The following is a 26,041-nucleotide window of genomic DNA, read 5'->3' on the forward strand; positions in this document are numbered from 1 at the left end:
GCCATCCGTAAATATCACAAAAAGATAACGAAGCCTACCGGTCTACAGGTAATCGGAGTATCCATGAGGGCACCAGCAGCTCTCACCGAGGAGGTACGGCCGTGGCAGGCGAGCGCACCACCCAGCACCCCACCGCGAACGACGCCGAGAAGATCCGGGAGGACGTCGTCGCCGCCGCACTCGGCGCACTCGACCTCGACGCCAAGGCCCGACTCCTGGCGGGCAGGGACATGTGGACGCTGCCCGCGCTCCCGGAGATCGGCCTGAGGTCGCTCGTGTTCTCCGACGGCCCGATCGGCGTGCGCGGCACCCGCTGGACCGCCGACGACCCGTCGATCGCGCTTCCCTCACCGACCGCGCTGGCCGCCACCTGGGACCCGGAACTGGCCCGCCGGGCCGGCCGTCTCCTCGCGCAGGAGGCCCGCCGCAAGGCCGTGCACGTCCTCCTCGCCCCGACCGTCAACCTGCACCGCTCGCCGCTCGGCGGCCGGCACTTCGAGGCGTACTCCGAGGACCCGTACCTCACCGGAGCGATCGGGGCCGGTTATGTCGGCGGCGTCCAGGAGGGCGGAGTGGGCACCACCGTCAAGCACTTCGTCGCCAACGACGCCGAGACCGACCGCTTCACCGTCAACAACGTCATCGCCCCGCGTCCCCTGCGCGAGCTCTACCTCGCCCCCTTCGAGGCGATCGTGGAGAACGCCCACCCCTGGGGCATCATGTGCGCCTACAACTCGGTCAACGGCACCACCATGTCCGAGCACCGCTACCTCCAGAACCAGGTGCTGCGCGGCGAGTGGGGCTTCGACGGCGCGATCGTCTCCGACTGGATGGCCGCCCGCTCCACCAAGGGCGCCGTCGAGGGCGGCCTGGACGTCGCCATGCCGGGACCGCGGACCGTGTACGGCGAGGCGCTCGCCGGAGCGGTGCGTTCCGGCGAGGTCGACGAGGCGGTCGTCGACGAGGCAGTACGCCACGTACTGCGCCTCGCGGCCCGGGGCGGCGTTCTCGACGGCGCCCCCGCCGCGGTGTCCGAGGCGCACCTGCCCGCCGCGATCGACGGCCGGGACCTCGCCCGCGAGATCGCCCGCCGCGCCTTCGTGCTCGTACGCAACGAGGGCGGCGCACTGCCCATCGACGCCTCCCGCACCCGCAAGGTCGCCCTCCTCGGAGCGGCCGCCCGCGACGCCCGCGTCCTCGGCGGCGGCTCCGCGACCGTCTTCCCCGCGCACGTCGTCGCCCCCCTCGACGGCCTGACCGCGGCACTCCCCGCCGACGTGCTCAGCTATTCCGTCGGCGCCGACCCGAGCGACGAACCCGGCGTCGCCGACAAGGGATTCGCGCTGCGCGCGGTCTGCCGCGACGCGGACGGCAACGTCATCGGCGAGGGCTCGCTGCCCAACGGCCAGGTGCAGTGGATCGGCGACGACCTCCCCGCCGGCGTCACCCACGACACCCTGCACAGCGTCGAAGTCGTCGGTACCTGCACCCCGCGCGACAGCGGCGAGCACGCCTTCGGCACGCGCGGGCTCGGCGAGTTCACCCTCACCGTCGGCGGCGAGACCCTCTTCGACGGCCACCACGGGCCCACCGAAGGCGCCGACCCCTTCGAGTCCTTCTTCGGCGCACCCACCGAGCGCGGCCGGGTGCACCTCACCGCGGGGGAGAGCGTGCCCGTCTCGCTGCGGCACGTCGTCACGAAGAGCACCGGCGCGCCCATGTCGGCCGTCATGTTCTCCCTCACCCACCTCGCCCCGCAGCTCGACGAGGACGAACTGATCGCGCGAGCCGTCGAGGCGGCACGCGACGCCGACACCGCGATCGTCGTGGTCGCCACCACCGACCGCGTCGAGTCCGAGGGCTTCGACCGCACGGACCTCGCCCTGCCGGGCCGCCAGGACGACCTCGTCCGGGCGGTCGCCGCGGTCAACCCGCGCACGGTCGTCGTCGTCAACTCCGGTTCGCCGGTGGAGATGCCCTGGCGCGAGGAGGTCGCCGCGGTCCTCCTGTCCTGGTTCCCCGGCCAGGAGGGCGGTGCGGCACTCGCCGACGTGCTCCTCGGCGCGCAGGAGCCGGGCGGTCGCCTCCCCACCACCTGGCCGGCCTCCCTCGCGGACGTCCCCGTCGCCCGGGTCACCCCGACCGACGGTGAACTCCTGTACGGCGAGGGCGTGTTCATCGGATACCGGGCCTGGGACAGGAGCGGGGCCGTCCCCGCCTACCCCTTCGGCCACGGCCTCGGCTACACCACGTGGGAGTACGGGCCGGCCGTCCTCGACGGTACGACCGTGACCGTCCGCGTCCGCAACACCGGCACCCGTGCGGGCCGGGAGGTCGTCCAGGCGTACGTCGCACCGACGGCCGACACGGTGGAGCGCCCGGCGCGGTGGCTGGCGGCGTTCGCGAGCGTCGCGGCCGAGCCGGGTGAGGAGGTGGAGGCGACGCTGGTCCTGCCGCGCCGCGCCTTCGAGGTCTGGGACGAGGGGGCGGGGGCGTGGGTGTTCGTGGAGGGGCCGTACGAGGTGCGGGTGGGTCGTTCGCTGACGGATGTGCGGGGTGTGGTGGGGTGGGAGGGGCGCCGGTGGCCCGGTGGTCCGGTAGCACGCGAGCGCGGCGGCCCGGTGGCACGCGAGCGCGGCGGCTCGGTGGTCCAGTAGCACGCGAGCTCGGCGGCTCGGTGGCCCGGTGGCCTGAGCCTGGGCGGCGGCGGGGCGTACGTGTGGGGTGGCGGGCGTAGGGCGGGGGCTGCACCTCCGGTGGGGGCCGCCCCCTTGCCCGCCCGTCCCGCCCCCGGGGGGCGGCCCCGCCGCCCAAGGGGGCTGACGTGGGGACGGGGCCGCCGTCCAAGGGGGCTGAGGTGGGGACGGGGTCGCCGCCCAAGAGGGCTGACGCAAGGGTCAAGGGTGGGGCCGTCGGCCGGGGGGGGTGGGCAGGGGTGCTAGTCGGTGATGATGCGCCGGTGGGCCAGGTCGGCCAACCTCGCCTGGCCGTCCTTGCTCGGGTGGAACCAGTCCCACTCGCTCAACTGCGTTCCCGTGAAGGCGTAGTCGAAGACCGCACCTCCGTCGTACCGGCACTTCGCGTCCTTCGCGCACACCTCCCGCAGCACCCCGTTGTACGCGATCACCCGCTCCCGCACCGCGTCCCTCCGGGCCGCCGCCCGCTCGTCCGTCGCGTCGGCGTCGCCCAGCATGGAGGGGCAGACGCCCAGTGCCCAGACCTGCTTGGCGGAAGGGGAGCCACGGCCCTGCGACCACAGCCGCTTCAGGTCCGGCACGCTCGCCACGTACACCTGCGTCTTCGGCAGGTCGGTCCGCAGGGTGCGCAGGGCCTTCTCGAAGGAGGCACGGAAATCGGCGACCGGCGTCATCCCGGAGACGGTGCTGCGGCACGCGTCGTTCGCGCCGGTCATGACGGTGACCAGCTCCGGCCGGTGCCCGACGGCGCGGCCCATCTGCCGCGGCAGGTCCGCGACGCGGGAGCCGGTGACCGCGAGGTTCCAGCTCCGCTCGGCGGCTCCTTCCGCGCCCAGCAGACGCCGCGCGAGGCTGTTCACGGCGGGGTCCGTGCCGGTCGCCCACGAGGACTCGGGGCAGTCCGCGAGGACCGCACAGGCGTCGAACGCCCGTGTTATCGAATCGCCGACGGCAACGAGCGAGGACGGGCTGCGGTCCCACGTGGGGGTGGGTTTCGGCGCGGCAGGTGCCGTGCCGCCCGCCCTCGTACCGGACGGGGTCCCGGCGGACGGGCCGTCGGCCCCGCCGCCACCATCGCCGCACCCGCCCAGCAGCAGTGCGCCGGCGGCCGTCGCCGCCAGGACGGCGGTCGCGGCCTTCGTACGGCGGCGCGGACGTCGGCCGGCCCCGCTGCTGTCCCGCATGCTGTGCTTCCCTCCGCGCGGTGGCTGCTGTGCCCCGCTTCCGCTCCCGGAAGCGGGCGGGGGCGGAAAGCCCGGAAACCCCGGCATTTCCCCGCCCCCGGACCGACAGTACGTCACACCCCCGCGCACCCCGCACGGTAGCTTTTCCCACGGCGTCGGCGTGGCCGCCGCACGGCACCCCGCACCGCTCCGCCCGGCCCGTACCGGTAAATTACCTGACGTCACATACTGTCCCTTTTCAGGAGTTTCACTCCCGATGCTGTTTACTGTTGACAACCTCGGGAGCCGGCCAGGAGCGTCACGTCGACCGAACGGCCGGGGGAACGACGAGGCCGCAGGTGTTGGTGAACCTCGACCCACACAGCAGGAGGTCCCGGTGACGACACGTGGAGTTCTCTACGTCCACTCCGCACCGCGTGCGATGTGCCCCCACGTCGAATGGGCGGTGGGATCCGTGCTCGGCGTGCGCGTCGGTCTCGACTGGGTCAGACAGCCGGCCGCGGCCGGCGCCTGGAGAGCCGAGTTCTCCTGGCAGGGCAGAACCGGTACGGCGTCCACACTCGCCTCGGCCCTGCGCGGCTGGGACATGCTGCGCTTCGAGGTGACCGCCGAGCCGTGCCCCGGTGCGGAGGGCGAGCGCTACAGCTCCACCCCGACGCTCGGCATCTTCCACGCCGTCACCGGGATGCACGGCGACATCCTCGTCCCGGAGGACCGGCTGCGCGCCGCCCTGGCCCGCTCCGGGCGCGGCGAGAGCGTGCTGGAGGAAGAGGTCTCCCGGCTGCTCGGCAAACCGTGGGACGACGAGCTCGAACCCTTCCGGTACGCGGGCGAGGGCGCCCCCGTGCGCTGGCTCCACCAGGTCGTCTGAGCCTCTCGCACGGGTACTCCACGGCCCCGGCCGCGCGACGCCGCGTGCCTCGCCGGGCCGGGCCCCTGACCGTACGCGGGAGGCCCGCCCCACAGGGGGCGGGCCTCGTTCAGCCGGTGCGGACCGGCTGTCCGTGCGTACGGACGCGGAGGACGCGGAGGGTGCGACTCACACCGTCCGGAACGCCAGCACCACGTTGTGGCCGCCGAACCCGAACGAGTTGTTGATCGCCGCGATCGTGCCCTCGCCGGGCAGGGAGCGCGGCTTGTCGCGGACGATGTCCGCGTCCGCCGCCTCCGGGTCGAGGTCGTCGACGTTGATGGTCGGCGGGGCCGTGCGGTGGTGCAGGGCGAGGACGGTGGCGACCGTCTCGATGCCGCCCGCGCCGCCCAGCAGGTGGCCGGTCATCGACTTGGTGGCGGAGACCGCGACGTGGTCGAGGTCGTCGCCCAGCACCTTGCGGAGCGCCTTGATCTCGGCGACGTCGCCCTGCGGGGTGGACGTGGCGTGCGCGTTGAGGTGCATGACCTGGGACGCCTCCAGGTCGGTGGAGTCGAGCAGCTGCTGGAGCGCGGCGGCGATGCCGCGGCCGGACGGCTCGGGCTGCGCGATGTGGTGGGCGTCGGAGGACAGGCCCTGGCCGACGGCCTCGCAGTACACCTTCGCGCCGCGCGCGGCGGCGTGCTCGGCGGACTCCAGGACCACGATGCCCGCGCCCTCGCCGAGGACGAAGCCGTCGCGGGCGGTGTCGTAGGGGCGCGACGCCTTCTCGGGCTCGTCGTTGTTCTTGGACATCGCCATCATGTTGGCGAACGCGGCGATCGGCAGCGGGTGGATCGTCGCCTCCGTGCCGCCGGCGACGACGACGTCGGCACGGCCGGAGCGGATCATCTCGATCGCGTAGCCGACCGCCTCGGCGCCCGAAGCGCACGCGCTGACCATGGAGTGCACGCCCGCTCGGGCGTTCATCTCCAGGCCGACGTTGGCGGAGGGGCCGTTGGGCATGAGCATGGGGACGGTGTGCGGGGAGACGCGGCGGACGCCCTTCTCCTTCAGCACGTCGTACTGGTCGAGCAGGGTGGTGATGCCGCCGATGCCGGAGGCGATGACGGTGCCGAGGCGCTCGGGGGCGATGTGCTCGTCCTCACCGGCCTTCGCGGTGAAGCCCGCGTCGGCCCACGCCTCGCGGGCCGCGATCACCGCGAACTGCGCGGAACGGTCCAGCTTGCGGGCCAGCGGACGCGGCAGCACCTCGGACGGGTCGACCGCCGCCTGTGCCGCCATGCGTACGGGAAGCTCGGCGAAGCGCTCGCCCTCCAGGGGGCTGACGCCCGAGCGGCCGGCCAGCATGCCTTCCCAGGTCGATGCGGCGTCGCCACCCAGCGGTGTTGTAGCGCCGATACCGGTGACGACCACGGTGCGATTGGTCGGGCTCACAGGAATTCTTTCTCCACGTGTAGAGGGGGAATTGTCTACGGCGCCACCGCCGGGTGGCGTGTGCAGCGCTGGCTACGGACCGATCAGCCCTGGTGCTTGAGGATGTAGTCCGCGGCGTCGCCGACCGTCTTGAGGTTCTTGACGTCCTCGTCGGGGATCTTCACGTCGAAACGCTCTTCGGCGGCGACGACGACCTCGACCATGGACAGCGAGTCGACGTCCAGGTCGTCGGTGAAGGACTTGTCCAGCTGGACGTCCTCGGTCGGGATGCCGGCGATCTCGTTGACGATCTCGGCGAGACCTTCGACGATCTGCTCCTGAGTGGCGGCCATGGTGGCGCTCCTTCGGTGTTCTGATTCAGAGGGTGTGCAGAGGGTGGGGCGGTGCCGGATTCTCCCGGACCGCCCTAGGGGAGGGTAACGACCGTCGCGGCGTACACGAGACCCGCCCCGAAGCCGATGACGAGGGCGGTGTCACCGCTCTTCGCCTGCCCGGATGCCAGGAGCCGCTCCATCGCGAGCGGGATCGAGGCGGCCGAGGTGTTGCCGGTGGTCTCGATGTCCCGGGCGACCGTGACGTGCTCCGGCAGCTTGAGAGTCTTCACCATCGAGTCGATGATCCGCATGTTGGCCTGGTGCGGGATGAAGACGTCCAGGTCCTGTGCGGCGATGCCGGCCGCGTCCAGCGCCTGCTGGGCGACCTTCGCCATCTCGAAGACGGCCCAGCGGAACACCGCCTGGCCCTCCTGCGTGATGGCGGGGAACTTGACCTCGCCCCTGCCGTCCAGCGGCAGCTGTGAGACGTCCCCGACCCGCCACTGGTCCCAGGCGACCGTCTGCTTGATCGTCTCGGACTTGTCGCCCTCGGAACCCCACACGGTCGGGCCGATGTGCGGCTCGTCCGAGGGGCCGACGACGACCGCGCCCGCACCGTCGCCGAACAGGAAGGCCGTCGCGCGGTCCTCCAGGTCGGTGAGGTCGCTGAGCCGCTCCACGCCGATGACGAGGACGTACTCGGCGGAACCTTCGACGATCATGCCCTTGGCCAGGGTCAGCCCGTAGCCGAAGCCGGCGCAGCCGGCGGAGATGTCGAAGGCGGCGGGCTTGACCGCGCCGATCCTGTGCGCGATCTCGGTCGCGACGGCCGGGGTCTGCTTGAAGTGCGAGACGGTCGAGACGATGACGCCGCCGATCTGCTCCGGGGAGATCCCGGAGGCGGCGAGGGCCTTGCCTGCCGCCTCGATCGACATCATCGCCACGGACTCCTCGTCGCCCGCCCAGTGGCGGGTGGCGATGCCGGAGCGCGAGCGGATCCACTCGTCGGACGAGTCGATCCTTTCGAGGATCACCTCGTTGGGCACGACCCGGGTGGGGCGGTAGCCGCCGACACCGAGGATGCGCGCGTACGGGGCGCCCTTGCTGGGCTTGATCTTCGACATGCTCGCTCCTTTACGCGCTCGGGTGCGCGTGCTCGGCGAGGAGCGCGCGGGCCGCGTCGAGGTCGTCGGGGGTCTTCAGCGCGAGGGTCCTCACGCCCGGCAGGGCGCGCTTGGCCAGCCCGGTCAGCGTGCCGCCGGGACACACCTCGATCATCGCGGTCGCGCCGAGCGCGCCGAAGGTCTCCATGCACAGGTCCCAGCGGACCGGGTTGGAGACCTGGCTGACCAGGCGCGAGACGATCTCGGAACCCGCGGCGACGACCTGGCCGTCGGCGTTGGAGACGTAGGTGAGCCTCGGGTCGGACACCGTCAGGTCCTGGGCGGCCTTGCCGAGTTCGGTGACCGCCGGGGCCATGTGCTCGGTGTGGAACGCACCGGCCACCTTCAGCGGTACGACACGACGCACGCCCTCCGGCTTGTCGGCCGCCAGCGCGGCGAGCTGCTCGGCCGTGCCTGCGGCGACGATCTGACCGGCGCCGTTCACGTTCGCCGGGGTCAGCCCGAGCTTCTTCAGGTGTTCGACGGTCACCTCGGGGTCGCCGCCGAGCAGGGCGGACATACCCGTCTCGGTGACCGCGGCGGCCTCGGCCATGCCGAGTCCACGCATGCGCACGAACCGCAGCGCGGCCTCTTCGGACAGGACGCCCGCGAGGGCGGCGGCGGTGATCTCGCCGACGCTGTGCCCGGCTACGGCGCCGGCGTCGGCGAAGCCGCCGAGTTCGGCCGCGGACAGCAGTCCGGCGGCCACCAGCAGCGGCTGGGCGACGGCGGTGTCACGGATTTCGTCGGCGTCGCCCGTCGTGCCGTAGCGGGCGAGGTCGAGCTCAATGGCGTCCGACCAGGCCGCGACGCGGTCGGCGGCGCCGGGCAGGTCGAGCCAGGGACTGAGGAAGCCGGGCGTCTGAGCGCCTTGGCCGGGAGCGACGAGTACGAGCACCCTCACACTCTCTCTTGTGGGCGGCGTCTTCTGCCCGTGGGGACTGGGACGAAGAACCGACAGGGGAATTGTTTGTATCCGACAAAAGTCTAGGACGGAGACTCGCCGTCGGCCAGACGCCCCAGGATGAGGGCGATACGGAGCGTAAACGCCGAGCGGACGTCCGACGGGGACCAGCCGGTGACGTCAGTCACACGTCGAAGCCGGTAGCGCACGGTATTCGGGTGCACGAAGAGCATCCGCGCCGCCCCCTCCAGGCTGCTGGCCTGCTCCAGGTACACGCTCAGCGTCTCCAGAAGCGCCGACCCGGCCTCCTCCAGCGGTCTGTAGATCTCCTCCACCAACTGCTCTCGCGCAGCAGGGTCGGAAGCGATCGCCCGCTCCGGGAGCAAATCGTCCGCCAGAACGGGCCTGGGGGCGTCCTGCCAGGCGGTGCACGCCTTCAGCCCCGCAGCCGCCGCCTGCGCGGACTTCGTCGCCGCGAGCAGGTCGGGCACGACGGGTCCCGCGACGACGGGCCCGGCGGCGTACGGCCCGATCAGTGACTTCGCGACGTGCAGCGGGTTGTCGCTGCCGCCCGCGATGACGACGAGCCGCGCCCCGAGCACCCCGGTCAGCACTTGCAGCTTCGCGTGCCGCGCGGCCCGCCGGATCGCCTCCACGGTCAGCTCGGAGTCCCCGTCGGGAGCCGTGCCCAGCACCACGCACACGTGCTCGGGGGAGTTCCACCCGAGGGCGGCGGCCCGGGACACGGCCCCCTCGTCGGCCTCCCCGGACAGCACGGCGTTGACCACGAGGGACTCCAGCCGGGCGTCCCACGCGCCGCGCGCCTCGGCGGCCTGCGCGTACACCTGGGCGGTCGCGAAGGCGATCTCCCGTGCGTACACGAGCAGCGCCTCGCGCAGCACCGACTCGTCGCCGGGCGCGGCGACCTCCTCGATCGCCGACTCCATGACCTCGATGGTCGTACGCACCATCTCCACGGTCTGGCGCAGCGTGATCGCCCGCGTCAGCTCGCGCGGCGCGGTCCCGAACACGTCGGTGGAGATCGCCTGCGGGGTCTCCGGATGCCGGAACCACTCCGTGAAGGCGGCGATACCGGCCTGCGCGACCAGCCCGATCCACGACCTGTTCTCGGGCGGCATCGCCCGGTACCAGGGCAGCGTCTCGTCCATCCGCGCGATGGCGCTCGCCGCGAGGGAGCCGGCGGACTGCTCCAGCCGCTTGAGCGTCGCGGCATGCGAATGACGCGTCCGGCCGCCGTTCGCGGACGCGTTCTCCTCCGCGGAGGTCTCGGTCACGGACTCGGTGGGCTGCTCTGGATCGGATCGGGGCACGGGGACAAGACTGCCTTATCCGGCGACCGGCCCGGTGTTCCGGGCCTACGCTGGTCACCGTGATATCCGTACGCCGCGCTGCCGACCGCTACCGGGGTGGCGAGCCCGCCGCCGGCATCGAGTCCCTGCACGCCTTCTCCTTCGGCCGGTTCTACGACCCGGACAACCTGCGCTTCGGTCCCGTCCTCGCCTGCAACGAGGAACGCCTGGCCGCCGGCGCGGGCTTCGACGAGCACCCGCACAGCCACACCGAGATCGTCACCTGGGTCGTCGAGGGCGAACTCACCCACCTCGACTCCACGGGCCGCGCCACCGTCGTACGCCCCGGCGACGTGCAGCACCTGGGCGCCGCCGACGGAGTGCGGCACGAGGAGCGCAACACGGGCGACGTGCCGCTGGTCTTCGTTCAGATGTGGCTGGCCCCGCTGGTGCCGGGCGGCGACCCGGCGTACGCGCTGGTGCGCGGGATCTCCGACCACACCCCGTACGAGGTGGCGGCGGCCGGCGCGGCACTGCACGTGCGCCGGCCCACGGCGGGCGCGCGGATACCGGTCCCGCCGACCGCCTACCTCCACGTCGTACGCGGTGAAGTGACGTGTGCGGACGCGGATTTGGGGCCGGGGGACTCGATGCGCGTCAGTGACGCGCCCGGCCTCGAACTGACGGCCTCGACCGCCACCGAAGTACTTCTGTGGGAGCTGACGGAAAGTCAGTAACCGGAGCTCGCGGGCTCCTCAGCGTTGCGCCACAGCGTGAGGTCGAGAGTGACGTAGTCGCTGGGGTCGGACGCCGACGACCTGCCGCGGTAGGTGACCAGGGCGATGTGGCCCGCCTTCGTGTGCACGCAGATCTGCGACCCCGGTGACACCTGGCTGAGGGTGAGGCGCTCGGTGAAGCGGGTCTCGTCGCGGCAGGTCCGCAGCGAACCCTGCTGCGAGTTGTTCAGCAGCGAGATCTTCTTGCTCCTGCTGCCGAGATAGCGCTCGTCGCTCCAGTAGTAGAAGTCCGAGTCCGCTTCGTAGGCGGCGTCGCCCGAGTGGATCGGCCTGGGCGGCGAGTCGGAGAACCGGACGTAGTAGTCGTTCGTCAGGTTGACGCCCTTGTACGTGACGGGCTTCGGGTCGGGCCGCGGCTTGCCGCTGGCGCCTCCGGTGCTCCCGGCCGACGAACTGCTCCGGTCCCGCTTCGAGTCGTCCGTCAGGTTGTCCGTCAGGCTCACGAGGTACGCCGCACACCCGCCGACCGGCAGCAGGACGGCCGCGACGACGATGAGCGCGACGACACCTCCGCTCATCTTCTTCTTGGGCGGCGGCGGCGCCCAGCTGGCCTGCGGCTGCATGGGATACGGGGCGGCGTGCAGGCTGTGCTGAGGGGTGTGGGTGGGGTGCGTGGGGTGACCGGGGCCGCCGGGGCCTGGGTACGGGACCGCGGTGGGCTGCGAGGGCTGCCCGGGGTACGAACCGGGATACGGCGGCGGCGTCGCCGGGCCGCCGGGCGGGGCGGGAGGCATGCCGGGGGCAGCGGGCGGGGGCGAGGTGGCGGGGCCGACGGGAGAGGCGGCGGAGGCCGTCGGCGCGTGGGAGTCGCCGGGGGCGGTCAGGGGATAGGGGACGGGCCCGGCGGGAGTGCCGGGGGTGCCGGGGCCACTGGGCGTGCCGTAACCGCCGTGTCCGCCGGGGCCACTGGGTGTGCCGTTACCGCCGGGCGAAACCGGATCCGCCGGGGCACTGCCAGCCGAAGCCGACTCGTCCCGCCCGCCGGAGGCGTCCGGGCCACCGGGTACGTTCTGGGGCGACGCCTTGCCCGTTTCGCTTCCCGCCGCGCCCTCCGCCGTCGCCGACATGGACGTACGCATCGCCGCCCACGCCCGGGTCCTGCGGTCGATGTCCTCCTCCATCACCTCCGGCAGCCAGCTCCCGCGCTGGCTCAGCGGTTCGGCGGATGCGGCGCGGCAGCACTCGATGATCTCGGCGGGCGTCGGCCGCTGCGCCGGGTCCTTCGCCAGGCAGCGCGCCAGGAAGCCCAGTTCCTCCGGCAGCCCGGTGAGATCCGGCTCCTCGTGCACGATGCGGTACAGCACGGCGTGCGAATTGCCCTGCCCGTACGCCTGGTTGCCGACCGCCGCGTACACGCCGACCTGCCCCAGCGCGAAGATGTCGGACGGCGGGCCGAGTTCCCGGCCCGCCGCCTGTTCGGGCGACATGAACGCGGGCGTCCCGACCGTGACGCCGGTTCCGGTCAGCGCCGTCGCGTCCGCCGCCCGCGCGATCCCGAAGTCGATGACCTTCGGCCCGTCCGCCCCGAGCAGGACGTTCGCGGGCTTGAGGTCCCGGTGTACGATGCCCGCGTCGTGGATGACCTTCAGCGCCTCCGCCATCCCGGCGAGCAGCCGCAGCACGGCCGCGACCGGCAGCTTGCCGTGCTCGGCCACCGCCACCGCGAGCGAGGGCCCGGCAACGTACGCCGTCGCCAGCCACGGCCGGCCGCCCTCGGTGTCGAAGTCGATGACGGGCGCGGTGTACAGGCCCTGCACCCGCTGCGCCGCCTGCACCTCCAGCCGGAACCGCTGCCGGAACCCGGGATCCTCGCCCAGCTCGGGCCGGATGATCTTGATCGCGATCGGATGGCCGCCGGGCGTGTACGACAGGTAGACCTGCCCCATCCCACCGGCCCCGAGCCGCGCCGCAATGCGGTAACTGGCCACCGTCTGGGGATCGTTGTCCTCCAGCGGATGGAACTGCCCGCCCGCTGCCGCGCCCTGGTGCATCCGATTCTCCCCGTATTCAGCCCTGTCGCGTCACGTCTCTGCGCGTCGCGTGAGGGAGGGTATACGGTTCCGGCCGCTGTCGGAGCTTCTACCGCAGCCCGTCCACGAACGCCCGCCACGCGTCGGCGCGGAAGGTGAGAACGGGGCCGGTGGGGTTCTTGCTGTCGCGGACGGGGACGCTGGGGCAGTCAGCGGTGGCGACCTCGACGCAATCGCCGCCGCTGGAGCCGCTGTAGCTGGACTTGTGCCAGGTGGCGCCGCCGGTGACGGTGCACTCGACGCATTCGCCGCCGCTGGAGCCGCTGTACGACGACTTACGCCACCGCGCTGCGGACGGGTCGTGGTTTGTCTCCATAACGTTCCTCCATCACGCGAGCGATCAGTACCGCCGACTCCTCGGTCGAGAGGGCCGTGGCTTGCAGCCGAGCGTAGCCGACCGAACGCTCTTTGATCACTGCCGGATTGGCCGTCATGTGCCCTTGGTCGTAGCTCTCGGAATAATGGACATCCGGATCGTTCTCGAAGCGGATCAGGGTGAACGACCCCATCATTGCGCTGTGCTGGCCCGTCTCATAGGGCAATACCTGGACATTGACCCACGGATGGTCGCGGAAGCTCAACAACCGAGCGAGTTGAGCGCGCATCACGCGTCGGCCGCCGATCTCGCGATGCAGGGTCGCCTCGTCGAGGACCGCCCATACGACAGGGGCGTTCTCGTGGGCAAGGATGCGCTGCCGGTCCATGCGAGCTTCCAACCGGGCGTCGAGTTTGTCCGGAGACTCCACGCTCAGCACGGCCCGCGCGTACTCCTCCGTCTGCAACAGCCCGTACACCAACTGCGCCTGGTAGGTGGAGATGTACGCGGCCTTCGCCTCCATGTCGGCGTATGCCTGGAACCACGTCGGCAACTGGCTCCGCAGCACCAGCCCGACCAGCCGCGAGAACACCCCGTCCGTGCCGAGTGCCGCATCGACCCGTTCCGAGAAGTCACGGGTGGGGATCTTCTTGGTGGTCTCGATCTGGCCGATCAGGGACCCCGTGCAGAAGATGATGTCGCCGAGCTGGCCCTGCTTGAGCTTGGCGGCTTCGCGGTGGCGGCGGAGTTCGCCGCCGTAGTAGTCGAGGGGGGACGCGCTGGGGTCGAGTGACTGGATGTTGGCCACGACGGGCACCCCCGGGCTCCAACGCCGTACGGCGTTCGCTTCGGTTCGTAGCCGAGCGTAACCAACCCCTTGCACGCTGGTGGCATGAATCACACAACTGACGCCGCGCAGGAACTCCTCGACCCCGCTGAGCGGACCTCGGAACCCGGTTATCGCACGGGCTTTGCCGTAGGGGAGCACTCCGCGCGCCACATGCGCCGCATCCTGCGCATGTATCTCGCGGGCTGGGGCCTGCTCGACCTGGCGGACGCGGCGGAGCTGGCGTTCACCGAGCTGATCGCCAATGTCGTACGGCACGTCCCCGGCCGCCACTGCCGGATGTGCATCCTGCTGTGCGAGGGCGAGGTGCTGCGGGTGGAGGTCGCCGACGACTGCCCCGCGCTGCCCCGCCCGTCCCGGACCGTGCGGGCGCTGGCCGAGGGCGGGCGGGGGCTGCTGCTGGTGGACGCGGTCACCGACGACTGGGGGGTGGAACCCCTGCCGGGCGGCGGCAAGACGGTCTGGTTCGAGTGCCGGGCGGTCAGGACCGGCGACGGCGCGGATCGGTAGTGCGGGCCTTGCGGGCGCAGTGCAGGGCCGGGTAGACGAACACGACCGCCTGGAGGGCCAGATAGAGGGTGAGGTGTGGCCTGAACGCGATCGTGACCAGTGGAAAGACGATCAGGGCCACACAGACCCAGAACATGGCGCGGTACATGCGTCCCCCGGACGTAGAAGTTGATCAGAGGGTACGTGCCTCCGCGAGCACCGCGTCGACGAAGGGGGGCCATGCCTCCGCCGCCCACGGGCCGAAGGCGCGGTCGGTGAGGGCGACGATCGCGAGACCGGCGTCCGGGTCGACGAGCAGGAACGTACCGGACTGGCCGAAGTGGCCGAAGGTGCGCGGAGAGGACGAACTGCCGGTCCAGTGGGGGGTCTTGGCGTCACGGATCTCGAAGCCGAGGCCCCAGTCGTTGGGGTTCTGATGGCCGAAGCCGGGGAGGACGCCCTTGGTGCCGGGGTACTGGACGGTCAGGGTGGCCTCGGCGACCGTGCGGGGGTCGAGGAGGCGGGGGGCCTGGAGTTCGGCGGCGAAACGGACGAGGTCGTCGACCGTGGAGACGCCGTCGCGGGCGGGGGAGCCGTCCATGGTGGTGGCCGTCATGCCGAGGGGTTCGAGGACCGCCTGGCGGAGGTAGTCCGGGAACGGGATCTCGGAGGCCTTGGCGATGTGGTCGCCGAGGGTGTCGAAGCCTGCGTTGGAGTAGAGACGGCGGGTGCCGGGCTCGGAGGTGACGCGCGGCTCGTCGTAGGCCAGCCCGCTGGTGTGGGCGAGGAGGTGGCGGACGGTGGAGCCGGGCGGACCTGCGGGTTCGTCCAGCTCGATGGCGCCCTCCTCGTACGCGACCAGGGCCGCGTACGCGCCGAGCGGCTTGGAGACCGAGGCGAGCGGGAAGCGGTGGGAGGTCGGGCCGTGCGACCCGAGGACGGTGCCGTCCGCCCGTACGACGGCTGCGGCGGCAGTGGGTACGGGCCAGGACTCGATCTTCGTCACGCTCTGCATGGGGGCGAGTTTAGGGGCTGGGGTGGCGGAGCCGGAGCCCGGCCAGTGGCGGGCAGCCTCCGGCCGAGGCCCGAACCACCGCACCGCGCTTCGCGGCCTCCCGCGGAGTCCTGAAGCCCCGGAGGTTGTGCCACGGCCGTAAGCGGCTGTGGACGGTCGGCCAGGCGCCGTACCCGCCGACAAGCGGGTACGGCGCGATGAGCACTCGCCCAGGAACGGACAGTTGCGTGAGCGTCATGCTTGGCGACCCAGCGGATCACCGGTCACGAAGGACCAAGCCGTGTTCTGCATGGCTTGTCAGATGCGCGACCTCAGGTGAGGGAGACCAGGGTGTTCCAAGAAGTGGGGCCCACCTGGACGGGTGTGCCACTGACCGGAAGGTTCTGGGCGTTCTTCTGAGTGGGATGCAGGAAGAGGGATCCTGTGCCGTCAGGGGAAGTCGCCCACATGTCAACGGTGCCGTCTCCATTGATGTCGCCAGGCGATGTCAACAGTTTGCGCTGGGTGGGAAGTATTCCGGTTGAGGCCCATTCGGTGGGCGTACCGTTGATCAGCCGATCGATATCGATTCCGCCATTGTATTCGTCCTCCATTCCGTGGTGCAGCTGGACTTTGCCTGTAGTGGTATTGCGCACAAGCAGGTCCGGATGACTGTCACCGGTCATGTCGCCAGGGGCTGAAAGAGTGAGATGCTGCCAGCCCGTGTCCGCGATCGGGTATGCGTTAGCGATATAGTTGGCGTGGTTTCCTGCCAAGAACCAGAGCTGGTCGCCCACCTTCGCAAGCAGGTCAGGGCAGGAGTCCCCGGTCGCGTCTCCGATGGAGACCAACTGTGTGATCTTCGATGTGTCCAGGAACGGTTCCGTTTGCGACAGTTCGAGGCGCCTGGCGTCATCGACGGTGCCGTACAAAGTCCCCGGGTACAGCCAGAGCTTGCCATCTGGATGGCGTGCTACCAGGTCTTCGTTGTTGTCACGGTTGAAGTCTCCGCGACGGGTGACCAGGGAGTTGGTGAAGTCACTCTTGGAGGCATCCAGCCGTATTCCGAGGCTGCCGTCGCCCGTCCCCGGATACTGCACCAGCTTGCCGGCGGTGGTGACACCCCACAGGTCGGTGTGTCCGTCGCCGTTGAGGTCACCGACCTTGCCTGCTTCTTTGCCCCTGACGTAGAAGGCGTATCGATGTCCGTCCGAGACATTGCCTGCCCCGTCGCGGCTCACCACGTACAGGACATGAGGGCCCGCCCGCTCCGGGCGGAAAGTGATCTTGACGCTGCCCCCGGGGGAAGCGGGCTTGACGATGTTCGTCGGAGGATCGGTCAGGCCGTAGGAGTACTGCACGATGTCGCCCACGCCGCCGCTGCCGAGGGTGAAGGTGCCCAGGGTGCCCACCACGGCGCCATAGGTGCCGTCGTCCCCGTTGGGGTACTCGACGGAGGTGACCGTCGGCTGGTTGCTGGGGCGCGTCTTGTCGACGATGAAGCGGCACGGCGGATCGCCGGGAGCCCAGGAGGAGAGGATTCTCCCGTCACTGGCCTGGACTTGCCAGGAGTGCTGGGCGTGGCCAATCAGACTGTCCCTGGGCACGGTGACGCGGGCGACGCTGTTGTTGGTGACGGAAACGGTCCGGTCGAAGATGTTTCCGGTAACACCCGTGCGCCAGACGATGAAGCGTGCCTTGAGCGTGCCGCCGTCCGGGTCGCTGATCTTCGCGTACAGCTGGACGTCGGTATTGCCGATGGTGGTGCTGGGGTTTGCGGTGCAGGCGGTGCTCGGGTTGGTTCCCAGGCCCGACGGGCTCCGCGGAGCGTGGTTGTACTCGACGACCAGAGTGGGGTCGGTACGGAACTTCTTCCAGGAGTAGGTGTCCGACTCGTTGGCGCGCAGCCCGAGAGCCAGGACCGGCCACGAGGACGCGGCAGCGCGTTCGGCGGCGGCGGTCACGTTGAAGGTGACGCCCTTGTCCGCGCAGCCGAAGCTCTCGTTGCCGTGGGCGAAGTTCAGCGTCTGCAGCTTGGTGCCCCAGTTGGGCTGGTTGTTCCAGGTCGTCGTCGAACTGATGGCACTGGTGAGCCAGACCTCTACCGGACGCGCGGCACACGACCAGGAGTGGGTGTTGGCGACGTTGAGCTGGGCGGAGATGATCTGCGCCTTGCCGAACGGGCGCGGGTCGAACTGGAAGATGCTGCGGGCCTTGCCGCCCGTCTGCTGCTCATAACCCACCCGGGCTTCGGAGGTGGTGCCTCCGCTCCAGCCGGTGCCGTTGAGGAAGGAGGAGTTGGGGGCCTTGCTGTAGGCGATGGTCCAGGATTTACGGGCGCCTGTGAACTTCGGGTCGATGTAGACCGGGTAGATCGTATCGGCGCTGTTGAGGATCTTCTGGTCGGGAATAAGAGTCATGCTGTTCGGGGTGAACTCCACCCCGACATCGCCGTTTTTGTTCCCCGGCTCAAGGTCTCCGGGGGTGTTCGCGGCGTCGGATGACGCGGCGCGGCTGGACATCTTGGCAGGGGTGGGAGGTGTACCGGACGAGTCCCACATGCGGGGTGTGGCCGAGGAGAAGACCTCCTGGCCGGCCGGGTTGAGGGCACGCAGCGTGCCGCTGGCAGTGTCTTCCTTCAGGGTCAGCCCCGAGGATTTCATACCGAGTTCGAGCTGCTTCAGCGCGGGGTTCTGGGCGGCCTGGGCGTTCTTGACCACCAGTACTTGGGAGACGGTCTCGGCACCCGCGCGAACCTTGAGGTCGACGCCGGGAAGAACCTCGGGATAGGTGGCCTCTTCTCCGTTCAGTTCCGGAGCGGGCAGGGGTGCGGGCCACTCGATGGAGAGGTCCCGTCCCTGGGCGTGCAGAGTGGCCAGGCGGGCGTCCCCACCGGCCGAGAAAGTGACATCCAGGGCAGTGGCCCGAGGCGCGATGCGTTCGCCCCGACGCGCCAACGTGGTGTCCACCGGGACGAGTTCGCGTCCCTTGCGTACGCGTACGACCTGATTGTGCTGAGTGAGGGTCAGAGAGCCGGAGGGGTTGGCCACCACCTCTTCGGTCTCGGTCCGGAACTCCTTGACCTCAACGGGCTCGCCGGAACGTTGGGCTTGGGCAAGAGCTCTGGTCTGTGGATCGGACTGGTCGACTGGTGCCACGGGAGCATCGCGGCTGGGTCTTTCCATGGCGGTCGCGACCGGCGCGAGGCCGGTCGCGCTGAGGCCGACTGCCAGCGCGATGTACAACGCCCGGCCTGGCGTGACTATGTGTGGCCTGCGATGGCCACGTACTGCTCTCACTGCTCTGCCTCCAGCCGACCGCCAGGTGCTTTCCAGCCACTTAGCGGTCGAGATTGATGTCAAAAGTCCACTACTGGGCGGCTTTTGACGAGGTCACATGTCAACCCATGCTTGGTCGCTACTTTCTCATGAGGTAAATATTCCGTGTCCATTGCTGAATTTTGACGAAAGTTGAGAGCTTCGTGCACGTCTCGTACGACTGGTTGGTGCTGCGGCGAAGATGGCTCATCGCCACCGCAGTCGCCTTCCTGTCCATGCTGGTGACCTTGATAGGCACCTCCTCGCCGGCTGCGGCGAAACCGGGCAAACCCGATTTGGTTGCCTTGCAGGAGGAAAAACCGGTCAAAACAGAGGAGTTCAGGGCCGGGGAAGAGAAGCTGAAGAACGGGGCCGCAGGTAACTGGCAGCCCGAGCCCGCCTCCGTACCTACGGGTGAGGCCCACGTCGACCTGGCGGCCGACGCCCCTTCCTCCGGGCAGCGCTCAGCGGCATCGAGCCCCCTGAAAGCATCCGGCTTGCCTGTCTATGTGAAGGACGGACGGCAGGGAAGCGCCAATTCGCCCCGCGGGCCCACCGCCGGCGCAAGCACCGTCGAGCCAAACGGCGTCGACGTCGAAATGCTGCCGAGCGCGCTCCCCGAGAAGCTCAACGCCGACGGCCCTGTCGTCAAGCTCACCGGTACCGGCGCCGCGGCCAGTGGTGGGACGTCGAAGTCCGGGACGGCCGCACTGCGGAGCGCACCGGCCCGCCCCACCGAAGTACAACTGGACTACTCGGACTTCGAGCACCTCTACGGCGGCGACTGGGGATCCCGCCTGAACCTCGTGCAGCTCCCGGCGTGCGCCGAGACGGCTCCCGAGCGGCCCGAGTGCCAGACGAGCGTGCCTGTTCCCACCAAGAACGACTCCGCCGCGCGCCGGCTCACTGCGACGGTCCCGCTGGCTGCCGGGCAGCCGGTTCTGCTTGCGGCGCGCGCCGCGGCAGGCGGCGGGGGAGGCAGCTTCGGGGCCACTTCCCTCGCTCCGTCCGGCTCGTGGAGCGCCGGCGGTTCTGCGGGCGGCTTCTCCTGGTCGTATCCGCTGGAAGCCCCCGAGGTCCCCGGAGGCCCGGAGCCCGAGATCGCCCTCAGCTACTCCTCCCAGTCCGTCGATGGACGCACCGCGCTGACGAACAATCAGTCGTCGTGGATCGGTGAGGGCTGGGACTACCACCCCGGCTTCGTCGAGCGCCGCTACAAGTCGTGCTCCGACGACATGGGTACCGGAGCGAACAACAAGACCAAGACCGGGGACCTTTGCTGGTTCGCCGACAGCGTGACCCTGTCCCTGGACGGCGTGACCAACGAACTCGTCCGCGACGACAAGACGGGTGCCTGGAAGCTCGCTGATGACGACGGTTCCCGCATCGAGCTGAAGAAGGGCGGTGTCAACGGAGACAACGACGGCGAGCACTGGGTTCTCACCAGTACCGACGGCACCCAGTACTGGTTCGGCCTCAACCGGCTGCCCGGCTGGGCCGACGGCAGCCCGCAGACCAACTCGACCCTCGCTGTCCCGGTCTTCGGAAACCACGCCGGCGAACAGTGCCACACCGCCACCTTCGACACCTCTGAGTGCAACCAGGGCTGGCGGTGGAACCTCGACTACGTCGTCGACCCGCACGGCAACGCCATGAGTTTGTGGTGGGAGAAGGAAACCAACCACTACGGCAAACAGGGCAAAGCCGACAAGCCCGTCAAGTACGACCGTGGCAGCTACCTGAGCCGCATCGACTACGGTCAGCGCAGCAACACCCTGTTCACCGCGAAGGCCCCGGCACGGATGCTCTTCTCGGTGGCCGAGCGCTGCATCCCGACGAGCAGCTTCGACTGCGCTCCGTCCAAGCTCGACAAGACAAACGCCAAGAACTGGCCCGATGTCCCGTTCGACCTCAAATGTGACGCCGGGGCCAAGTGCACCGACAAGTACACGCCCAGCTTCTGGACCACCAAGCGCCTCACGACGATCACCAGCGAGGCCCTGTCCGGCACGGCTCACACCAAGGCCGACACCTGGGAGCTGAAGAACCACTACCCGCCCAGCACCGTCAGCCCCGCCCTGTGGCTGGATTCCATCAAGCGCACCGGGCACACGGGCGGGACCACTACCGCCATGCCGCCAGTGACGTTCGCCGGCGAGCAGTTGGACAACCGCGTGTACGGCGCGAACGGCATCGAGCCCTTCAGCCGCTACCGCATCCATGCGATACGCACCGAGCACGGCTCCACGACCGGGATCACCTACTCAGCACGCGAGTGCGCTGTCGGGTCGACTCCGGCCCCGGAGAACAACTCCAAGCGCTGCTACCCGACGTACTGGTCCCCCGAGTGGGCGGACAAGCCCATTCTCGACTGGTTCCACAAGTACGTCGTCACAGAAGTCCGCGAAGAGGACAACGTCGCCGACTCCCTGCCCAAGGTCACCAGCTACCAGTACCTCGGCGGTGCGGGCTGGGCCTGGGACGACAGCGAGATGAACGAGGACAAGAACCGCACGTGGTCGCAGTACCGGGGTTACGGCAAGGTCCGTACTCTGGTGGGCCGCGGCGACGACGGCGTCCGTTCCATGACCGAGGAGCTCTACTACCGCGGGCTGCACGGCGACCGCCTCCCCGGCGGGGCCACCCGTGTGGCAGAGGTCGTGGACTCCGAGGGCGGCAAGGTTCTCGACCTGCCCCAGTTCGCCGGCCAGGCACGTGAAGAGGTGGACTACTCCAAGGAAGGCGGTGTCATCGAGTCCGCGGCGCGGGTCACCCCCGAGTCCGCAGTCACCGCCACACGCGCCCGCAAGGGCACCACCGCCCTGAACGCCCGGATCGGCAATCCGCAGACCAGCGAAGACCGCACGCTGAAGGCGGACGGCAGCTGGGAGCGAACCAAGGAAACCAGCGAGTACGACGCGCACGGACTGCCCTCCCGGGTGCACGACTTCGGGAACGTCGCGGATCCGAACGACGACGCGTGCACCACGCTGAGCTACGTACGCAACACCGCCAAGTGGATCCTCGACCTGGAGTCCCAGGAGAAGACCGTCACTGGCGCCTGCGGGGCAACGGGCGGCAGCACCGTCTCCGACACCCGCACCAGTTATGACGGCCAGCCCTTCGGTTCCGCGCCCGCCAAGGGCGACGTCACCACCGTCGAGGAGATGACCGCAGACGGCACCGGCTTCCAGGTCGCCGAACGGACCGAGTACGACCTCTACGGACGTCCTACGGTCAGCTACGACACCAACGGCGCCGCGACCAGGACCGCGTACACCCCGGCGACCGGCGCGAACCCCACGCAGACGGTCGTCACCAACCCACTCGGCCACACCGAGACCGTCCATTCGGACCAGGTGCGCGGCTCCACCACCGCAATCGTCGACACCAACGGCCGCCGCTCCGACATGGCGCACGACGGCCTCGGGCGACTGACCAAGGTGTGGGACATCAACCGCAACAAGGCCGCCGGGCAGTCGCCGACCGCTGAATACGCCTACAGCATCAGCCCCACCGCTCCGGCCACCGAAACCACCCGCACCCTGCGGGAGGACGGCAGCTACGAAACAGCCGTCGAGATCATGGACGGCCTGCTGCGGCCCCGGCAGAGCCAGGACCCCGGCATCGGCGGCGGCCGGATCATCACCGACACCATCCACGACACCCACGGCCGGGTCGTCAAGGCCAACAACAACTACTTCACCACCGGCGCGCCGGGCAGCCAGCTGTTGTCCGTCGCGGACAACCTGGTGCCGCACCAGACCGTGACGACGCTCGACGGCCGGGGCCGTCCCATTGCCGAAACGGTTCGCCGCTACGGAGAGGACCAGAACACCACCAAGACCGAGTACAAGGGTCAGGAAACCACCGTCGTACCCCCGCAGGGGGAGACGGTCACCCAGACCACGACCGACAGCGAAAACCGCACGACCCGGCTGCGCGAGTACCTCGATGCCGGCCGTACCAAGTACAACGACACCACCTACACCTACGACCGCAAGGGGCAGCTGACCAAGGTCACCGACCCCGCGGGCAACAACTGGACGTTCGAGTACGACGCTCGGGGCCGCCAGACCAAGGCCGTGGACCCCGACGCGGGCACCACACTCACCACGTACGACAAGGACGACCGGCCGGTCACGGTCACCGACGCCCTGGGCAAGAAGACGTCGACCACGTACGACGTCCTCGACCGGCCGACCTCCCTGCGTGAAGGCGGCCCTGACGGTCCGAAGCTGTCCGAGTGGACCTACGACACCCTGCTCAAGGGGTTGCCCACCGCGTCCATCCGCCACCACGGCGGCAAGGAGTACCGCACCGAGGCCACGGGATACAACCAGGCCTACCAGCCCACCGGCACCAAGCTGGTGATCCCGGACTCCGAGGGCAAGCTCGCCGGCACCTACACCTACGGCATGGGCTATACCCCCAACACCGGGCTTCCGATGTGGACTCAGCGGCCCAAGGTCGGCCCGCTCAACGCCGAACGAGTGGCCACCCGGTACACGGCGGAAGACATGCCGCAGGTCATCGGCGGACACACCGTGTACGCGGACAATCTCCAGTACTCCGCCAGCGGCGAACTCCTGCGCAGTGACACCGGCCTCAACGGAAAGAAGATCTACTCCACCTCCTTCTACGACGAGCACACCCGCCGCCTGTCCCGCGTGCTCCACGACCGCGACGGCCTCCCGGGCCAGCCCGGCAACCGGATCGACGAGACGACCTACGGCTACGACCCCGCCGGCAACGTCAAGAAGATCGCCCGCACCCCGGGCAAGGGCATGCCGGACGGCGTCGGCACCGACACCCAGTGCTTCGCCTACGACGCACTGCGCCGGATGACGCATGCCTGGACAGCGACCGACGGCTGCGCCGCCACCACACCGAACAAGGCCGTCGTGGGTGGCCTCAACGCCTACTGGCAGTCGTACAGCTACGACGCGGTGGGTAACCGGACCAAGCTCGTCGAGCACGACACCACCGGTAATACGGCCAAGGACATCACCCGCACCTACACCTATCCAGGAGCAGGCAAGAGCGGCCCCCGGAGCCTGACGAAGGTCGAGTCCTCCGGCCCCAGCGGCACCACCGTGGACAGCTACGGCTACGACGCCGCAGGCAACACCACGACCCGTCAGGTGGGCGGCACGACCCAGACCCTCAGTTACAACAGCGAGGGCAGCCTCTCCCGCATCTCGGCGAACGGGAAGAACACCGACTACCTCTACGACGCCGACGGTTCCCGCCTCATCCACCGTGCCCCCGACGGCTCCACCACCCTCTACCTGGGCGAATCGGAACTGACCGTCGACGCCAAGGGCACCCTGTCCACCGACCGCTTCTACGAACTGCCCGACGGCTCGACCTTCGTGCGCTCCGCCACCGAAGGCGACCTCACCAAGGGCATGGGCACGCAGAACGTGCTGCTCAACGACCACCACGGCAGCGGTCAGAGCGTCGTTTCGCTGGACCAGCCCGGTCTGCCCGTGGAACGCCGCTTGCTCAAGCCCTTCGGTGAAGAGCGCGCCAAAGCACCCACTTCGTGGCCCGGAGACCGTGGCTTCGTCGGCGGTCGGCAGAACAAGGACACCGGGCTCACCCAGCTCGGAGCACGCGACTACGATCCGGCCACCGGACGGTTCACCACCGTTGACCCGATCATCGCCTTCGGTATACCGCAGCAGATGAACCCCTACGCGTATGCCAACAACGCGCCCGCGACCGAAGAAGACGCCAGCGGCCTCTTCTTCCCTGCCGTCATCGGCGCGGCGATCTGGGCGCACCGCGCGTACAAGGCCTACCAGGCGTACAAGAAGTGGAAAAAAGCCCAGCAGGCCATCCAGCGGCTCATCAAATTGAAGAAGCAGAGGGAGAGAGCTGAGCAGATAAGGAAGGCAAAGGAGGCCCAGGAAAAGGCCCGAAGGGCGCAGAAGGCCAAGGATGCGGCAAAGGCCAAGGCAAAAGCCAAGGCCGACGCAGCTCGTAAGCTGCGCGCTGCCGCGAGCAAGAAGGCCAAGCCGCGCGTAGCGAAGAAGGCTGCGCCCAAGCGCGCGGCGAAGTTCCGCAGCGCTCCCAAGCAGAGGCCCAAGCCGTCGTCGAAGCCCGGCGCGCGGCCCAAGCCGAACCCGAAGCCCAAGAGCGCCAAGCCGCAGGGCTCCCGCCAGGTCAAGAAGGAAATCAAGCAGGAGGCCAGGGAGCAGGCCAAGGAGCAGGTGCAGGAGGCGGTCCAGCCTCAGCAGTCCAGCTGCAACACCTCCAACAGCTTCGTCCCGCAGACCCCCGTCCTGATGGCCGACGGTAGTTACAAGGCCATCGAGGACATCAAGACCGGCGACAAGGTCCTGGCCACCGACCCGGAAACCGGCATCACGAAGGCCGAACCGGTTGTCGCCACCATCATCGGCGAAGGCTCCAAGGATCTCGTCAAGATCACCATCCGCACGGACGGTGAACGCCCAGCCTCTGGTTCAGGGGAAACTCGGGGCGTACCCATCGATCAGCCGGAACTCACCACCCAGCCCGACGGTGAATCAACCGGCACGTTGATCGCCACTGACGGCCATCCCTTCTGGGTTCCGGAACTCGGCAAGTGGATCGATGCCGGAGAGCTGCAGCCGAACCAGTGGCTCCAGACAAGTGCGGGCTCCTGGGTTCAGATCACGGCGGTCCAGGCCTTCACGCAGAACGCCAGTGTCCGGAACCTCACCGTTGCTGACACGCACACGTACCATGTGCTGGCGGGGGCTGCGCCGGTACTCGTTCACAACTGCAATGGCGTCTCTATTTATAGGACGCCGAAGGTTGATGACATGGCGCATGAGTTGGAGCGTGGCCCCAACCCGGCATCGCATCAAGATGGCGATGCTTCGGTCTATCTCGGGGAGAAGAGCGTGGCGAAGGAATACCAGAATCGCGGCTCCTATGCGAATGGGTCAATTCGTTACGACATGCACGATGACTTCCTCAAGGAATTCTCGGACACCGCATTCCGATATGACCGTAAGGGGCCTGGGGGTTCCGCGAGAATCGAGTTCGTGATCCCAGTTGGGCGACTTGATCGATTCAACGAGCTCACGCTACGTAGACTGTGGGAGCCTGGGAATAGGTGACGGCATGGTGCGTGTTGACGAAGAGCTGGAAGTGCTCGTGTCTGCGACTACGGCATGGGGGGTCAAGGTGACCACTCGGGATGGAGTGGAGGGGTTTATCGACAACCTTAAAATTCCGTCATGGCTAGCTCGGGAGGAGCTGCCAGTGAGCGGCACATCTCTGCTCGTTGTGGTTCTTGACGATGTCCGCAGCCCGTTTAGAGGCAGCTTGCTCGATGAGGACATTGAACTCGCTCGCAACGCGCGCAGGCGAATAT

At 69.2% G+C, this 26,041-nt stretch carries 17 protein-coding genes; 5 read left to right on the forward strand and 12 right to left on the reverse strand.

What is annotated here, in order from left to right; all coding sequences use genetic code 11:
- Positions 1–101: 101 nt before the first annotated feature.
- Positions 102–2,657 (forward strand): beta-glucosidase family protein, encoded by a 2,556-nt coding sequence (locus tag ACQPZG_RS24190; protein ID WP_433547818.1) that lies wholly within the window; start codon positions 102–104, stop codon positions 2,655–2,657.
- A 281-nt stretch (positions 2,658–2,938) separates the two neighbouring features.
- Here ACQPZG_RS24190 and ACQPZG_RS24195 read toward each other — a convergent pair whose 3' ends face one another.
- Entirely contained in the window at positions 2,939–3,880 is a 942-nt protein-coding gene (locus ACQPZG_RS24195) for an SGNH/GDSL hydrolase family protein (protein WP_433547819.1), read from the reverse strand.
- 376 nt (positions 3,881–4,256) lie between these two features.
- On the opposite strand from ACQPZG_RS24195, the gene ACQPZG_RS24200 reads away from it, so the two are divergent.
- Entirely contained in the window at positions 4,257–4,751 is a 495-nt protein-coding gene (locus ACQPZG_RS24200; protein WP_433547820.1) for a DUF3145 domain-containing protein, read from the forward strand.
- A gap of 168 nt (positions 4,752–4,919) precedes the next feature.
- Here ACQPZG_RS24200 and ACQPZG_RS24205 read toward each other — a convergent pair whose 3' ends face one another.
- The 5 genes from ACQPZG_RS24205 to fasR form a co-directional block, all read right to left on the reverse strand.
- Positions 4,920–6,188 (reverse strand): beta-ketoacyl-[acyl-carrier-protein] synthase family protein, encoded by a 1,269-nt coding sequence (locus tag ACQPZG_RS24205; RefSeq protein WP_433547821.1) that lies wholly within the window; start codon positions 6,186–6,188, stop codon positions 4,920–4,922.
- 83 nt (positions 6,189–6,271) lie between these two features.
- Positions 6,272–6,520 carry an acyl carrier protein gene (locus ACQPZG_RS24210; protein ID WP_433547822.1) on the reverse strand — a complete coding sequence of 83 codons (249 nt, stop codon included), beginning with the start codon at positions 6,518–6,520 and terminating at the stop codon, positions 6,272–6,274.
- 74 nt (positions 6,521–6,594) lie between these two features.
- On the reverse strand, positions 6,595–7,626 hold the full coding sequence (locus tag ACQPZG_RS24215; protein WP_433547823.1) for a ketoacyl-ACP synthase III: 1,032 nt from the start codon (positions 7,624–7,626) through the stop codon (positions 6,595–6,597).
- 10 nt (positions 7,627–7,636) lie between these two features.
- The gene (locus tag ACQPZG_RS24220; protein ID WP_433549525.1) at positions 7,637–8,563 is read right to left on the reverse strand and encodes an ACP S-malonyltransferase; all 927 of its coding nucleotides are present in this window, start codon (positions 8,561–8,563) and stop codon (positions 7,637–7,639) included.
- An 89-nt stretch (positions 8,564–8,652) separates the two neighbouring features.
- On the reverse strand, positions 8,653–9,864 hold the full coding sequence (gene fasR, locus ACQPZG_RS24225) for a fatty acid biosynthesis transcriptional regulator FasR (RefSeq protein ID WP_433547824.1): 1,212 nt from the start codon (positions 9,862–9,864) through the stop codon (positions 8,653–8,655).
- Between the two features lie 95 nt (positions 9,865–9,959).
- Here fasR and ACQPZG_RS24230 point away from each other — a divergent pair, with 95 nt between their 5' ends.
- Complete coding sequence (locus ACQPZG_RS24230) at positions 9,960–10,616, forward strand: pirin family protein (protein ID WP_433547825.1); 657 nt, start codon at positions 9,960–9,962, stop codon at positions 10,614–10,616.
- Here the strand turns inward: ACQPZG_RS24230 and ACQPZG_RS24235 are convergent.
- The 3 genes from ACQPZG_RS24235 to ACQPZG_RS24245 all read right to left on the reverse strand — a co-directional run bounded on the left by ACQPZG_RS24235 (position 10,610) and on the right by ACQPZG_RS24245 (position 13,830).
- Positions 10,610–12,667: a serine/threonine-protein kinase gene (locus ACQPZG_RS24235; protein ID WP_433547826.1), complete on the reverse strand. Its 2,058-nt coding sequence runs from the start codon at positions 12,665–12,667 to the stop codon at positions 10,610–10,612. The two genes, ACQPZG_RS24230 and ACQPZG_RS24235, sit on opposite strands and share 7 nt — an antisense overlap.
- A gap of 88 nt (positions 12,668–12,755) precedes the next feature.
- Positions 12,756–13,022, reverse strand: a complete 267-nt coding sequence (locus ACQPZG_RS24240; protein WP_433547827.1) for a DUF397 domain-containing protein — start codon at positions 13,020–13,022, stop codon at positions 12,756–12,758.
- Positions 12,982–13,830 (reverse strand): helix-turn-helix domain-containing protein, encoded by an 849-nt coding sequence (locus ACQPZG_RS24245; protein WP_433547828.1) that lies wholly within the window; start codon positions 13,828–13,830, stop codon positions 12,982–12,984. The genes ACQPZG_RS24240 and ACQPZG_RS24245 overlap by 41 nt, the downstream gene beginning before the upstream one ends.
- An 84-nt stretch (positions 13,831–13,914) precedes the next feature.
- Between ACQPZG_RS24245 and ACQPZG_RS24250 the strand changes: the two genes are divergently transcribed.
- Entirely contained in the window at positions 13,915–14,379 is a 465-nt protein-coding gene (locus ACQPZG_RS24250; RefSeq protein ID WP_433547829.1) for an ATP-binding protein, read from the forward strand.
- Here ACQPZG_RS24250 and ACQPZG_RS24255 read toward each other — a convergent pair.
- The 3 genes from ACQPZG_RS24255 to ACQPZG_RS24265 all read right to left on the reverse strand — a co-directional run bounded on the left by ACQPZG_RS24255 (position 14,351) and on the right by ACQPZG_RS24265 (position 18,597).
- Positions 14,351–14,527 carry a hypothetical protein gene (locus ACQPZG_RS24255; protein WP_433547830.1) on the reverse strand — a complete coding sequence of 59 codons (177 nt, stop codon included), beginning with the start codon at positions 14,525–14,527 and terminating at the stop codon, positions 14,351–14,353. The genes ACQPZG_RS24250 and ACQPZG_RS24255 overlap by 29 nt on opposite strands.
- Before the next feature lie 24 nt (positions 14,528–14,551).
- Positions 14,552–15,373, reverse strand: a complete 822-nt coding sequence (locus ACQPZG_RS24260; RefSeq protein WP_433547831.1) for a serine hydrolase domain-containing protein — start codon at positions 15,371–15,373, stop codon at positions 14,552–14,554.
- A gap of 311 nt (positions 15,374–15,684) precedes the next feature.
- Entirely contained in the window at positions 15,685–18,597 is a 2,913-nt protein-coding gene (locus ACQPZG_RS24265; RefSeq protein ID WP_433547832.1) for a DNRLRE domain-containing protein, read from the reverse strand.
- A 215-nt stretch (positions 18,598–18,812) separates the two neighbouring features.
- Between ACQPZG_RS24265 and ACQPZG_RS24270 the strand changes: the two genes are divergently transcribed.
- Positions 18,813–25,784: a polymorphic toxin-type HINT domain-containing protein gene (locus ACQPZG_RS24270; RefSeq protein ID WP_433547833.1), complete on the forward strand. Its 6,972-nt coding sequence runs from the start codon at positions 18,813–18,815 to the stop codon at positions 25,782–25,784.
- The last annotated feature ends 257 nt before the right edge of the window (positions 25,785–26,041 follow it).

Source organism: Streptomyces sp. CA-294286 (genome assembly GCF_050947155.1).
GTDB lineage: Bacteria > Actinomycetota > Actinomycetes > Streptomycetales > Streptomycetaceae > Streptomyces.